This is a genomic window from Vibrio sp. STUT-A16 (genome assembly GCF_026000495.1).
In the GTDB taxonomy this organism is placed as follows: domain Bacteria; phylum Pseudomonadota; class Gammaproteobacteria; order Enterobacterales; family Vibrionaceae; genus Vibrio; species Vibrio diabolicus.
Map to the genome: position 1 here is coordinate 3,346,290 of NZ_AP026765.1, position 13,707 is coordinate 3,359,996.

Below are 13,707 nucleotides of genomic sequence, written 5' to 3' on the forward strand. Positions count from 1 at the left end.
ACCTCACAAACGCTTCAAAACAAAGCTGCCAACCACAACGTTATCGCTACGGTTCAGCTGTCCTTGCTCAACATTAAACTTCTCTGCCAATTTCACACGAGCCTGCTCAAAAGGTTGGAAGTCTGAACTGCGAGCTTGAATTCGCACTTCGCCACGTTGACCATCATATTTAAAGCTGGTGATTTCCAAATCGCTGACCTGACCAAGTGTCGCGGGCAGTGCCGCCAACCAAGACAACATCGCCTGCTGACCGCCACCACCAGATAAGCGGCGCTCTTCATCATCCATTTGTCGTTTGAGATAACTAACGGTAGGAATTCGTCGTTTATTCGGGAACACCTGGCGGAAAATACGCTCACTCTCCTCACGATACGCTTGAGCTTGTGCTTCGTACTTGTGGACCACGAGCAACTGCTGCGCAACCATGACGACGATAAGCACGCCCGCAGCAATGGTGGCTTTTTGCCAGAGCTTCCAGTATTTACCCCAAGAAGATTTAGGCTTGAAGATCCCGGTCAGCAAATTGACTTTGCTTTCTGTAACCCCCTTCGCCAGTAACCCCATGGTCATTTCTTCTGGCTGCGGCTCCCATACTTCAGGTAACGCAGATTCAGGGACTGAGCTATAGCAATCGAGCTTCCAACCTTCATGATTTTGTAGATAAGAAGAGAGGTAAAGGTCTAACCAAGAAGCATCGACAACCGCACCCTCTGTCGCTGAGTGACGAATCAACCATTGATCACCAAGCATCGCGGCACTGCTATGCTCTCCCTGAACAGGTAACGCAAGCACATCTGGCAAGATGCGTTTGATGGTGATGCCTTGGCTTGAAAAACGCTGCAATACGGTCTGAATCCAAGCGCGTTCAACAGCGCACACTTGCGCTTTATCCGCTTGTTTACCTAACACGGTAAAGTGAAGGCCATCAACGTCCTGCGCGACTTCATCTTCCACGAGGTACGGTAACATCGCGTCGAACTGACGTGTTGCGCCTGGCGGTATATCCACTTGCGTCAAGACCACATCATTACTCGCCAATAGCGCCACAACTTGGCGCTGACCTGCATAAGAGATCAACTCATCTAAGTGTTCCCATCCGGCGATTTCACCGCTGGCAATCACTTCCTGTTGATCTGTCGACCACACCACCCAAGGAATGGTACTTTGTTGTTCGCTACTCAGCCGAACGGTCAGAAACTCGCTCACTGATCCCTCCAAAACGACGGCGAACTACGGTCACCGTCTCTCTATTTGTACTTTGCAAAAGGCTTCGGATACGTACACGTGATTCATCCACCAACACTTGTGCATCCAATTCAAAAAAGGCGCTATCCACACCCAAATAGCCTTTGGCGTTTTTCTTTACATCTTCACTTAAGCCAGCCATTTCTGACTCTGCTAAAAATTCATCAATGCTATCCCACCCATCAAATGGGCGTTTTTCAATTAGCTGAATCGCATCACTACTGCTTAAGTTTGGTGAGAACATTGCCACCAAAATCGGAGCTTGCTCGACTTCAATCGTATTTACGTTTAAACGCCAGTCATCACTTGGTAATGCACAGACCAGCGGTTCCAATTTTTGGAAAATTTCACCACTCACCTGATAGACAGCCCGTAACTCGGAAGCATCTGCCATCCAGCCATTTGACGCTAAATACGCGGGTTTCATCGCTTCATATGTGCTGTCTTCGACCCCGGTTGTGGAGCGAACGGTGTCATCAGCATCAATGTATTCCCAGGTAGAGTCTGCAATGATTTCTGCCTGATACGACTCCACATCCGATTCTTCCAATAAACGCTGCAATACATTGACTAAATACGGTCTTGCGATTTGCTGTCCTGTCGGTTGCACACGGCTCAATACATTGAGGTTAAAGCACGCTTGTTTGTCTCTAATTCGTCCCGCCGCTTGACCATAATCTAGCGGATAGACTTGTTCTTTTATTGCCCACGGCTGACTCATATTGATCGTATCGGTGTCTTTGTAGCTTTGCTCGATACCGACTTTTGCCAACGCCTCTACCCCAAGGCTATACCAATACGCTTGCTGGTAGTTAACTTGATTGGCGCCCCGCTGAAACTGCAAAAACAAACGCTCCGACATACTGGCGGCAACTGTCGCCATAATCGCCAGTAACATAAGCACAATAATCAAAGCGACACCGCGCTGACGATTAACCATTATTGCTGCCTCCTGAACTTCCTTCTTTCTGACTCAATGTGCCATCAGGAGTCAGATAAGCGCGGGCAATCTCTCCATAATCTTTGAGAGTAAGGATCACAGAAACCGCTTTCGGTAGCGACTTTTCATCATCCCACTCTTTTTTCCATTGTTTACCATCGTAAAAACGCATATCAAACGATTCGACCTGCGTTAGTAATGGGGTAACGATGCCTTGTTGACCCACTGGCGTGTCAGGGTAGCGCCACCATACTCGTTGTAATGTTTCTTCTTTTAAACGATAGCCAACCTTAGTGACCTCCCCTCGGGGAAACTGCTGTTGAGGGTTGTGCCATCCTAAGCGAGCAAACATTAGCCCTTTAGTATCGGAGTCGAGCAAGTAATCTGACCAAAAAATCAGTTGGCTCGCGGGCTCTTCACCATTTGTCCGCGTTTGGCGCATCGCCATTTGACGAAAGTCATTATCCATCATCACCATGGCGCGCTGAATTTCATTTAAGCGCTGAGTTCGCTCTTGTGATAGTGCATTGCTGCGCTGCACTTGCGATACCACTTGATACGCGGCGACACTTAAACTGGCAAAAATGGCAATCGAGACCAGCACTTCAATAAGTGTAAAACCTTTTGCCAGTTGGCGCTTACTTGCGCGTGGATTCTTATTGCGCCACATAACTTCGTACCGTCACGACTGGGCTCGCGTTTTTCTCGAGCGCGACACTCACATCAAATGCTTTCAGCAATGGCTGCGTGGTGGCAACAGGCGTGATTTTCCAGTACCAAGTGCGCCCAGCCAGCTCTTCTGTGCCGTTCTTTACTTTAAGTTCACTGGTACTCAACATCACGTTGGCCATCTGATTATCCACAACCATGGCTGCAAACATTTTTTCTTCTAAATAACTGATCGTATTAATATGCTGGCTCACCGAGCGAATGACGCTGATGGCAGCGGTGGCGAAAATAGCCAGTGCGACCAATACTTCCAGTAGTGTCATGCCTCTCGTCCGGCGATGACTCCAATGTGGGCGAGCTTGCTTAGAATTGCGCATTCTCATCCTCTTTCACTTCTTCGCCCGGCGCTAGTAACAAGATTTGTCCACTTTCTTTGCCGATGACTCGCCACCCGTCATTAAAGGCTTCACCATTTTGCGGAAAAAAAGACAGAGTAAATGGCGTAACTTCTGCACTGGAAAAGATAAACACTTGCGGTGGCTTACTTTTCTTTTCGTCGTCTTCTTCAGCGAACATGTCTTCATCAAAAAGAGAGCCCGGTTTGAATAGGCGCTCATCATTATCCCAAGCACCGCCACCTAGCTCGAGCAGTAGCGTAATGTCATCTTCCAACTTGGTTTTGCTCGGAATCTGCTTTAACTCCAGAGGCTGCCAACCTTCCGCGGTCAAACTCAGTAGAGCGTACGTTGATTTAGCGTCATCTACTCGAACGCCAAAGTCTTTACCGCTTAGTACGGCCTCTTCGTTAAGCAGCTGTAAACGCTGAAAAAAGCTTTGAGCATACTGTTTGGAAAGATCTTTTTGGCTGGTCGGTAATGTCGTGATCACGGCCACTGCCGTGAGGGATAGCAAAACCAGCACCAATAGAATTTCTATCAATGTAAAACCGTTGTGTTTTCGCATTTGCTTCATTAGTGCTGGCTTAAGCTCTATTTATTGGAAATCTTGCATGTTCCAGTTGCCAATATCTGCAGCTGGACCTTCTCCACCCTCTTGGCCATCTGCGCCTAGAGTGAAGATGTCAATCGTACCGTTATCACCTGGGCTTAGGTACTGGTACTGGTTACCCCAAGGGTCATTAGGAAGACGTTTGATGTAACCGCCATCACGGTAGTTGCGAGGCTCTGGGTTAGAAGGCTTGCTCACTAATGCTTCCAGGCCTTGGTCTGTCGTTGGGTAAACGCTGTTATCCAACTTGTACATATCTAGGGCATTTTCCAGCGCTACGATGTCCGTAATCGCTTTTTGTTGGTCAGCCTTCTCTTTGTTACCCAATAGGTTTGGAACAACGAAACTTGCCAAAATACCAAGGATAACGACAACAACCATCACTTCTAAAAGTGTGAAACCGTGTTGTTTACTACGTTTAAATTTCATTTTTTTCTCCGAAAGTTAGATTCAAGCCATGCCGTAAGTAGACACGTCTTAATTCGAATTTATCCGCTCATCAAGTTATTCATTTCTAGCATTGGCATCAAGGTCGCCATCACAATGAACAACACTAATCCAGCCATTAAGGCAATTAATGCCGGAGTGAATACGCCTAACGCAATATTGACTGTAGATTCAAAGTTTTGATCTTGGTTATCGGCAGCACGCGTCAACATGCTCTCCAATTCACCACTTTGCTCACCACTGGCGATCATGTGTAGCATCATTGGTGGAAACAGACGAGTTTGATCCAACGCCTTACGCAGGCTGGCACCTTCTCGAACGTTATCCGCCGCTAGCAATACTTGCTGCTTCACATAGCGATTAGACATAACATCCACCGCAACGCGCATGCCTTCTAGAATTGGGATCGCACTGGAAGTACAAATCGAAAGTGTTCGTGCGAATCGTGCGGTATTCAAACCTCGAGAGATTTTGCCTAATAGCGGTAGGCTCAAGATTTTTCTATCCCAAGCTAAGCGAAAGTCTGGTTTTTGCAACGCCAGTTTGAGCCCATAGAAAAACACCACCAGCACGACGAAGATGATAAGCCCCCAATCTTGCACAAACTCACTGGCTGCCAGTAAGAACTGTGTTGACTGAGGTAACTCTTGTCCCATCTGAATGATTGGCTCAATGATTTTGGGTACCACTGTCGCTAATAAGAAAGAAACAATAACAACCGCAAACACCACTAAAACCACCGGGTAGATCATGGCTTGAAGCAGTTTGGAACGCATCTTCTGACGGTTTTCGACGTAGTCCGCCAAACGCTCTAATACCGTATCAAGATGGCCTGACTTTTCACCCGCCGCAACCATGGAGCGATAGAGCTCATCAAACACGTGTGGGTAATCAGCAAAGCTGTCGGCGAGCGGATAACCCTCGGTTACTTTCGAGCGAACCGCAGCCAGCATAGAACGAATTCTCGGCTTTTCAGCCTGCTCAGAGACCGCGCGCAAACATTCTTCCAGAGGCATACCTGATTGGACTAACGTGGACAATTGACGTGTGATTAGTGCCAGCTCAGATGTTGAGATGCCGCGCTTAAAGCTGACTGAGCCTGAAGACTTAGCCGATTTAGCTTTCGTCTCAACCACTTCAATCGGGATCATCCCTTGCTCTTTGAGTCGCTGGCGCACTTGTCGGGCGTTGTCCCCTTCTATCGTGCCTTTTTTATGCTTGCCTTTTGCATCTAGCGCTTTGTACTCAAATGCCGCCATTAGGTTTCCTTCGTCACTCGCATCACTTCTTCAAGTGACGTAATACCACGACGTACTTTGCTTAGACCATCACTGCGAATACTTGGCGTATGGGCGCGAACGGCTCTCTCAATTTCTTGCTCACCAGACTCTCGGTGAATCAATTCTTGCACTTGCTCATCGACCATAATGAGCTCGTGGATACCTGTTCGACCTCGGTAGCCTTTTTGGTTACACGCTTCGCAGCCCTTAGCACGGTGTAGCTCTAGTGGTTCATGTGCTTCCATACCAAACAGTTTCTTCTGTTCAGCATCGGCTTCATACGGTTCTTTGCAACTCGGGCAAAGCGTACGAACCAAGCGCTGTGCTAACACACCTAATAACGATGAAGAAATAAGGAATGGCTCAATGCCCATATCGCGTAGACGCGTGATCGCACCAACAGCGGTGTTGGTGTGAAGGGTCGACATTACTAAGTGACCCGTTAAGGACGCTTGCACTGCAATTTGTGCGGTTTCTAAGTCACGGATCTCACCGACCATCACCACGTCAGGGTCCTGACGCAGAATAGCACGCAAGCCACGCGCAAAAGTCATGTCGACCTTCGGGTTCACCTGAGTCTGACCGATGCCATCAATATCAAATTCGATCGGGTCTTCAACCGTTAAGATATTGCGTTCGTTACTGTTGATCTCTTGCAAGCCAGCGTACAAAGTCGTCGACTTACCAGAACCCGTCGGGCCGGTGACCAAGATAATACCGTGAGGACGCTGAATAAGATGACGGAAATTGTCGTGCACGGAAGGCGTCATACCTAAGCTATGCAAATCGAGACGCGTCGCGTTTTTATCCAACAGACGCATAACTACTCGCTCACCATGTGACGACGGCATTGTAGAAACACGCACATCAACCGCACGACCACCAATACGCAGCGAGATACGACCATCTTGAGGTACACGCTTTTCTGCAATATCCAGCTTCGCCATGACCTTCACTCGCGACACTAACAGTGGTGCAAGCTTACGACTTGGAGTGAGCACTTCACGCAATACGCCATCGACACGGAAACGAATCGAAAGGGTTTTCTCGAAAGTTTCGATGTGAATATCTGACGCCCCTTCTTTGATCGCTTCACCCAACATCGCATTGATCAACTTAATGATTGGTGCATCGTCTTCTGACTCTAGCAAGTCTTCATCATGCGGTAGCTCTTCAGCCAATGAGAAAAAGTCGTCGCTATCGGCACCGATGTCTTCCATCAATTGACGCGCTTCAGACGAGTCACGTTGATATGCTTCGGTCAGCTTTTTATCAAAGGCTTCTTTATCGATAGGCTGCGGTACGAAGCTTTTCTTCAGCACACGACGGACTTCAACCAGAGCCGCTGGGTTGAGCGGCTCGACATAGTAAAGAATGGGCGGACGCTCAGGATGCTCTGTCTCCAGCACCAGTTTAAAGCGATTGGCAAAACTGAATGGCAGACGACGCATACTTGGCGCTGTGTCTAACATATCAACCATTAGTTATTTTCCATTTGATCAATAAACGCTTGTATCTCAGTTGGGTGCTGACGCTCCTGGCCAAAGGCTGGCATGACTGGGATCTTCTCGTCAGCCATCAACTTCAATCCTTGATCCGCTTTGTAGAGCTGTTCTGCGCGAATAAAGTTGTATTTGCGCTGTGTAATGCCGTCTGCAGTCATACCATCACGAATAATCGTCGGCTTGATGAACACCATCAAGTTACGCTTTTCTGTTTGCGTGCTGGTTGATTTGAACAAATGACCAAGCACTGGGATGTCACCCAGTAGCGGTACTTTTGACTCACTTTCGAGTGCACGTTCATCAACCAAACCACCAAGAACCAGCATCTGACCATCTTGGATCATGACTGAGGTATTTAACTGACGCTTAGCAAAGCGAACGTCAACCGCACCGTTTGCACCTAATACATTGGACACTTCTTGCTCGATATTTAACTGAACAGAGTCACCTTCGTTAATTTGTGGCACAACCTTAAGCTTGATGCCCACTTCTTTACGATCAACCGTTTGGAATGGATTGTCGTTGTTTGAGCCAGCCGTAGAGCCTGTGATAACAGGCACTTCTTCACCAACAATAAATGATGCTTCACCATTATCCATTACCGTGATACTTGGAGAAGATAGAATGTTTGAGTTGGAGTCGGTCGCTACCGCACTGACTAAGGCAGTCCAGTCACCCATCACGATGCTCATCGCAGCACCGTTAACACCGCTCAGTGCCGATGCAAGAGTAGAATAATCACCAGATTCAGTAACATCATATGGCGTTCGTTCACCATTCGCATTTGTGTAGTATTCAGTTCGAGTTTGATCTTTTGCTTCTTCTAGACCAACCATTACCTGACCAATCGGTGCACCAGAGTTACCGTACTGAATCACCGCACCGGTTTCCAGTGAGCCCCACTGAACACCTAAGTTAATGCCGTCACCTTCTGACATTTCAACGATCAGCGCCTCAATCAAGACTTGAGCACGACGAATATCAAGCTGAGCAATAACATCTTGTAGCGCATTCATGATATCTGGTGGAGCCGTTAATACTAAGGCGTTGGTCGCTGCGTGCGCAGCAATCACCACTTCACCACGCTGGGCACCTGACGCTTTCTGGCCGACTTGCTTTTCAGCTTGTAGGTTATCGGAAACACCTTTTAGTACATCCACCAAATCTTCAGCTTTCGCGTTCTTCAGATAAACCACGCGGTTGTTACCTTTGGTCGCCATTTCAACGTCAAGTTGACGAATCAATCGCTTCAGACGCGCACGTACTTTAGGATCGCCAGAAATCAAAATCGCGTTGGTGCGTTCATCGGCAACAATTTTAGGCTCAAGGAACTCAGGCGTGCTCTTCTGATTGGTGCTTTTATTCAGTGCTTCAACAATACGCACCATTTCGGCAGCAGAAGCATTGCGCAGTTCCACCAGCTCAATTTCTTTATCACCCGCTTGGTCAACACGCTTAATGATTTCCGCTAAGCGATTCACGACCGCCGCACGACCTGTGATCAAGATGATGTTCGCAGGATCGTAGTGAACTACGTTACCAGCACCAGCATTATCAATCAGTTGACGAAGTAGAGGAGACAACTCACGAACCGACACATTACGCACCGCAACAACTCGAGTGATAACGCTGTCGCCTTGCGCGCTGCCATCACCTAATACAGGGATTGCTGACGTTTTTGAGTCTTTCGCTTTGATAACCTTAAGTACACCGTTGTCCATTTCTACGACGGCGTAGCCGTATACTTCGAGTACGTTAAGGAAAAAGCTGTAGTATTGCTCTTCGTTAAGCACGTCATAGCTGCGGACATCGATTTTACCGCGCACTGAAGGGTCAACAATGATGGTCTTTTCGAGATTACGACCCACTATGTTGATGAATTCTTGAATATCAGTGCCTTTAAAGCTGGCACTAAATTCGTTTGCTATTGCACCTGGGACGCAGAGTAAACTTCCTGCTAGTAGCCAAGCACTTTTGCTGAACCAATGTTTCACGTATGTCTCCCTGAACTTACGCCGGTTGCCTAAGTCTTACAATTGGATATAGATATCGTACTGTTGGCCGTCGCGCTCAACAGTTAAATTTAATTCTTGCGGATCGCTCATCACTTGCATCAGTTGTACTGAAGAAGATGGGTCACTTAAATCGATCCCATTAAGCTGCACCGCAATATCACCAGGTTCTAGACCCACATCATTAAACAGCGCGGCATCACGACCCGGTGACACTCGGTAACCAACAATGCCTCCGTCTCTTTTGACGGGTGAAATGGTGATGTATTTGAAAACGCTTTGTGGATCTTTCGCAATTTCCTCTCGGATTTGCTCTAATTTTTCTCCAACGTCAGACGTTGATTCTGCTCGTTGAGATTGGGCTCTGGCTATCTGCGGCGATTCAGATAGCTTCTTATATTCTATACCCTGCATCATTAAGGTCTCGTCTCGACCTTGGTTATCAATGATGACGCGATCCACTAATACGGCTTTTAGTGTCGCACGCGTACCTTCAATTTCTTCACCTAAACCATACGTTGCTTGCTTGCCACGGTTGGCAATGACAGCAAGGCTGGTATTCGCATCACTGCTTGCAACCGCGCCAACCAGTGTAAGGTTAAGGCGCGTCTTAGGAGCGTCTTTAACAACAGGTTGTTCTACAACTGCAGGCTTTTGTTCAGTGAATTTACCGAATAGGTTGGCATTCTGAAGGGCATTAAAATCTATCGCGTCGCCTTTATTGCTCGCAACAACGCTGCTCGTCGATGGACGCCATTGCGGCACTTCCGACGATTGAGGTATGGCTAACCATACAATTTTGCCAAGTATCCATCCGGTTATCGCAATAAACAGACAGGTGAGCAACAAGCTAAGTTTGGCTTGAATTGTATAATTATTGGACTTGATCTGAGCCAGTAGCGGTCTGCTTGATAATCCTGCACTTAGCTCTAAACGTTTCACTGAATGGATTCCTTTATTCTAACGTTCGTCATTTAAGCTATAACAATAGCTATCGACTTTAAATTGCTAAATTTGCAATAAAATTATTACTCAACAAAGAGCAGTGAACTATATCACAAGTTGTCTTTCATACCTTTTTCTTATGCAGTTTTTGCCAACTCCCTTGAAAAAAATACGCCTTGACTCCATCTGTAGGTGAATAATCCATCACTCATTGCCATATTCGGGCAGTGATTAGATAGCGTAGTGTTCTATGAGTTCCCTAAATGAAGCCGTTAGGCTAGATAAATGGCTATGGGCCGCAAGATTTTATAAAACCCGCTCTATCGCTCGTAACATGGTCGATGGTGGTAAAGTCCACTATAATGGCCAACGAAGCAAACCGAGTAAAATCGTTGAAGTGGGCGCCGAAGTAAGACTTCGTCAAGGCAACGAAGAAAAAACGGTGATCATCGAAAAAATTTCTGATCAACGCCGAGGCGCTCCCATCGCACAGACCTTGTATCGCGAAACTAATGAAAGTATAGCGAAACGTGAGGAACACGCGACTCAACGTAAGCTTAATGCCCACAACCCAAGTCCAGAACGCCGCCCAGATAAAAAGCAGCGCAGAGACATCATTAAGTTCAAACACCAATAAAAGCCGGAATTACCAACGAGGAAAGCACTCCATGGCAAATAATGTTTTAAACCGCTACCTATTCGAAGATCTTTCAGTACGTGGCGAGTTGGTACAATTGGATGAAGCGTACCAACGTGTTATCTCCAGCAAGGAATATCCGGCAGCAATAGAGAAACTGCTGGGTGAGCTACTCGTTTCAACCACTCTTTTAACTGCCACTCTTAAGTTCGAAGGCTCAATCACCATTCAGCTACAAGGCGACGGCCCTGTATCTCTTGCCGTTATCAACGGTGACCACAAGCAACGCGTTCGTGGCGTGGCTCGCTGGGAAGGCGATATTGTCGATGATGCAAGCCTCCACGATCTCATGGGTAAAGGTTACCTCGTTATCACTATCGAACCGAAAAACGGTGAGCGTTACCAAGGTGTTGTTGGATTAGAAGGTGATACTCTAGCCGACGTACTAGAAGGCTACTTCGCAAACTCAGAGCAGCTAAAAACGCGCCTATGGATCCGCACGGGCGAGCATGAAGGTAAAGCCCACGCAGCAGGTATGTTGATTCAAGTAATCCCTGATGGCACTGGTTCACCAGATGATTTCGAGCATCTAGAGCAACTGACTGACACGGTAAAAGAAGAAGAGCTATTTGGTCTAGAAGCTAACGAACTACTCTACCGCCTATATAACCAAGACAAAGTGCGCCTTTACGAACCGCAACCTGTCGAATTCCATTGTGGCTGTTCTCGTGATCGTAGTGGTGCCGCTATCATCACCGTTGAGAAAGCTGAAATTTATGACATTTTGGCTGAAGTAGGATCCGTTTCTTTACATTGTGATTACTGTGGCACGACCTATACGTTCGACGAAACAGAAGTCACCGAGCTGTATGCACAAGCTTCTGCGGACAAGAAAACCCTGCATTAATTTACATAGCTTATCAAGCACGTAATTTACCCTACAAAATGCCAGCTTAATGCTGGCATTTTTGTGATCAATCCCTCGTAATACCTCGCTTCAAGCGTAATAAAACAACTGCTTAATTTTAAACAATTAATAATGATTTTGCCCTAGCGCAAAGGATTGCGTGCACGATAAACTATTCCCACCAATATGTGACGGGTTACCTAAAACCTTATTGAAATCATGGATAAATTTTGAGCTATCTCCCTGTTTTCTCCCCGCCCCGTTGCTAGCATGGTGAGCAGATTAAAATTAAAACATTCTTACAAAATCCCTACAAAAATCCTTATAAGGAGCACCTATGACCGTTATGGAACATACTAAGGCTGCAACACTTGATCTAACCAAGCACGGACTGCATAACGTTAAAGAGGTTATTCGCAACCCTAGCTACGAAATGTTGTTTGAGGAAGAAACGCGTGAAGACCTAACTGGTTATGAGCGTGGCGTGGTTACTGAACTAGGTGCGGTTGCCGTTGACACTGGCATCTTTACTGGTCGCTCACCAAAAGATAAATACATCGTCAAAGACGCTACGACAGAAGAGCATATGTGGTGGACGTCTGATCAAGTAAAAAATGACAACAAACCAATCACTCCAGAAGTGTGGGACGAGCTGAAAGAACTGGTCACAAACCAGCTTTCTAACAAACGTTTGTTTGTTGTTGACGGTTACTGTGGTGCAAACCCAGATACGCGTTTGAGCATTCGTGTTATCACGGAAGTCGCATGGCAAGCGCACTTCGTTAAAAACATGTTTATCCGCCCAACGGAAGAAGAATTGGCAGCATTTGAACCAGACTTCGTGGTAATGAATGGCGCAAAATGCACTAACCCAAAATGGGAAGAGCAAGGTCTGAACTCAGAAAACTTCACCGTATTTAACCTAACCGAGCGCATGCAACTTATCGGTGGTACTTGGTACGGCGGTGAGATGAAGAAAGGCATGTTCGCAATGATGAACTACTTCCTTCCATTAAAAGACATCGCATCAATGCACTGTAGCGCTAACATGGGTAAAGACGGCGACGTAGCGGTATTCTTTGGTCTCTCTGGTACCGGTAAAACCACACTATCAACTGACCCTAAACGTGCGCTAATTGGTGATGATGAGCACGGTTGGGATGATGACGGCGTCTTCAACTTCGAAGGTGGTTGTTACGCGAAAACCATCAAGCTATCGAAAGAAGCGGAGCCAGACATCTACAACGCAATTCGCCGTGATGCACTGCTAGAAAACGTAACGGTACGTAGCGATGGTTCTATCGACTTTGATGATGGTTCGAAAACAGAAAACACACGTGTTTCTTACCCTATCTACCATATCGACAACATCGTTAAGCCAGTATCAAAAGGCGGTCACGCGAATAAAGTGATCTTCCTATCGGCGGACGCATTTGGTGTGCTACCTCCAGTGTCTAAACTGACACCTGAGCAAACTAAGTACCACTTCCTATCTGGCTTTACTGCAAAACTGGCAGGAACAGAGCGTGGTATTACTGAGCCTACACCAACCTTCTCTGCATGTTTTGGCGCAGCGTTTCTAACGCTTCACCCAACTAAATACGCAGAAGTACTGGTTAAACGTATGGAAGCAGCAGGCGCTGAGGCTTACCTAGTGAACACAGGTTGGAACGGCACTGGCAAACGTATCTCGATTCAAGATACGCGCGGAATTATTGATGCAATTCTTGATGGTTCGATTGAAGATGCACCAACTAAGCACATTCCTATCTTCAATCTTGAAGTACCGACTTCACTACCAGGTGTGGATCCAAGCATTCTAGACCCTCGTGACACGTACGTTGATCCACTTCAGTGGGAAAGCAAAGCGAAAGACTTGGCTGAACGCTTTATCAATAACTTTGATAAATACACGGACAATGCGGAAGGTAAATCTCTGGTTGCCGCTGGCCCTCAGATTGATTAAGTCGAGTAACAACGACGTCGCGTAAACCACAGTGATAAGTGGGCAGCCACTTATCACTTTTACGTAGACCAAGTTACAAAAAACCGCTTCAAGCCCCTCTTTTGAGGGGCTTTTTATTGAATACCGCAGAATATTGATACAAGCTA

General features: G+C 46.8%; 13 protein-coding genes. 3 read left to right on the forward strand and 10 right to left on the reverse strand.

The window, feature by feature from the left end; translation table 11 throughout:
- Positions 1-3 precede the first annotated feature (3 nt).
- Genes gspL through gspC form a run of 10 tightly spaced genes read right to left on the reverse strand, consistent with a single transcriptional unit; the run spans position 4 to position 10,048 of the window.
- Entirely contained in the window at positions 4-1,206 is a 1,203-nt protein-coding gene (gspL, locus tag OO778_RS15810; RefSeq protein ID WP_005394975.1) for a type II secretion system protein GspL, read from the reverse strand.
- A complete protein-coding gene (gspK, locus tag OO778_RS15815; protein ID WP_139060255.1) occupies positions 1,175-2,185 on the reverse strand; it encodes a type II secretion system minor pseudopilin GspK in 1,011 nt (336 codons plus the stop codon). Before gspK ends, gspL begins: the two co-directional genes overlap by 32 nt.
- Entirely contained in the window at positions 2,178-2,855 is a 678-nt protein-coding gene (gene gspJ / locus OO778_RS15820; protein WP_257082801.1) for a type II secretion system minor pseudopilin GspJ, read from the reverse strand. The genes gspK and gspJ overlap by 8 nt, the downstream gene beginning before the upstream one ends.
- Positions 2,842-3,231 carry a type II secretion system minor pseudopilin GspI gene (gene gspI, locus OO778_RS15825; RefSeq protein ID WP_162860657.1) on the reverse strand — a complete coding sequence of 130 codons (390 nt, stop codon included), beginning with the start codon at positions 3,229-3,231 and terminating at the stop codon, positions 2,842-2,844. Before gspI ends, gspJ begins: the two co-directional genes overlap by 14 nt.
- A complete protein-coding gene (gene gspH, locus OO778_RS15830) occupies positions 3,218-3,817 on the reverse strand; it encodes a type II secretion system minor pseudopilin GspH (RefSeq protein ID WP_139060256.1) in 600 nt (199 codons plus the stop codon). Before gspH ends, gspI begins: the two co-directional genes overlap by 14 nt.
- Positions 3,818-3,847: 30 nt before the next feature.
- Positions 3,848-4,291 carry a type II secretion system major pseudopilin GspG gene (gene gspG / locus OO778_RS15835; RefSeq protein ID WP_005394985.1) on the reverse strand — a complete coding sequence of 148 codons (444 nt, stop codon included), beginning with the start codon at positions 4,289-4,291 and terminating at the stop codon, positions 3,848-3,850.
- A gap of 59 nt (positions 4,292-4,350) precedes the next feature.
- Positions 4,351-5,568, reverse strand: a complete 1,218-nt coding sequence (gene gspF / locus OO778_RS15840) for a type II secretion system inner membrane protein GspF (RefSeq protein ID WP_005394987.1) — start codon at positions 5,566-5,568, stop codon at positions 4,351-4,353.
- Positions 5,568-7,070, reverse strand: coding sequence for a type II secretion system ATPase GspE (gspE, locus tag OO778_RS15845; protein WP_005394994.1), 1,503 nt, complete (start codon positions 7,068-7,070; stop codon positions 5,568-5,570). The genes gspF and gspE overlap by 1 nt, the downstream gene beginning before the upstream one ends.
- Complete coding sequence (gspD, locus tag OO778_RS15850; RefSeq protein ID WP_005394995.1) at positions 7,070-9,088, reverse strand: type II secretion system secretin GspD; 2,019 nt, start codon at positions 9,086-9,088, stop codon at positions 7,070-7,072. Before gspD ends, gspE begins: the two co-directional genes overlap by 1 nt.
- 36 nt (positions 9,089-9,124) lie before the next feature.
- A complete protein-coding gene (gene gspC / locus OO778_RS15855; protein WP_048624610.1) occupies positions 9,125-10,048 on the reverse strand; it encodes a type II secretion system protein GspC in 924 nt (307 codons plus the stop codon).
- Positions 10,049-10,301: 253 nt separating this feature from the next.
- On the opposite strand from gspC, the gene hslR reads away from it, so the two are divergent.
- From hslR to pckA, 3 genes are all read left to right on the forward strand, one after another.
- The gene (gene hslR / locus OO778_RS15860; RefSeq protein ID WP_031780440.1) at positions 10,302-10,688 is read left to right on the forward strand and encodes a ribosome-associated heat shock protein Hsp15; all 387 of its coding nucleotides are present in this window, start codon (positions 10,302-10,304) and stop codon (positions 10,686-10,688) included.
- Between the two features lie 31 nt (positions 10,689-10,719).
- Complete coding sequence (gene hslO / locus OO778_RS15865) at positions 10,720-11,595, forward strand: Hsp33 family molecular chaperone HslO (RefSeq protein ID WP_264910353.1); 876 nt, start codon at positions 10,720-10,722, stop codon at positions 11,593-11,595.
- A gap of 337 nt (positions 11,596-11,932) precedes the next feature.
- A complete protein-coding gene (pckA, locus tag OO778_RS15870; protein WP_264910355.1) occupies positions 11,933-13,561 on the forward strand; it encodes a phosphoenolpyruvate carboxykinase (ATP) in 1,629 nt (542 codons plus the stop codon).
- Positions 13,562-13,707: the final 146 nt, after the last annotated feature.

Coding starts and splice junctions, on each gene's coding strand:
- gspG (WP_005394985.1), bottom strand. CDS start 4,291: ATGAAATTTAAACGTAGTAAACAACACGGTTTCACACTTTTAGAAGTG.
- gspI (WP_162860657.1), bottom strand. CDS start 3,231: ATGCGCAATTCTAAGCAAGCTCGCCCACATTGGAGTCATCGCCGGACG.
- gspH (WP_139060256.1), bottom strand. CDS start 3,817: ATGCGAAAACACAACGGTTTTACATTGATAGAAATTCTATTGGTGCTG.
- hslO (WP_264910353.1), top strand. CDS start 10,720: ATGGCAAATAATGTTTTAAACCGCTACCTATTCGAAGATCTTTCAGTA.
- pckA (WP_264910355.1), top strand. CDS start 11,933: ATGACCGTTATGGAACATACTAAGGCTGCAACACTTGATCTAACCAAG.
- gspF (WP_005394987.1), bottom strand. CDS start 5,568: ATGGCGGCATTTGAGTACAAAGCGCTAGATGCAAAAGGCAAGCATAAA.
- gspJ (WP_257082801.1), bottom strand. CDS start 2,855: ATGTGGCGCAATAAGAATCCACGCGCAAGTAAGCGCCAACTGGCAAAA.
- gspE (WP_005394994.1), bottom strand. CDS start 7,070: ATGGTTGATATGTTAGACACAGCGCCAAGTATGCGTCGTCTGCCATTC.
- gspK (WP_139060255.1), bottom strand. CDS start 2,185: ATGGTTAATCGTCAGCGCGGTGTCGCTTTGATTATTGTGCTTATGTTA.
- hslR (WP_031780440.1), top strand. CDS start 10,302: ATGAGTTCCCTAAATGAAGCCGTTAGGCTAGATAAATGGCTATGGGCC.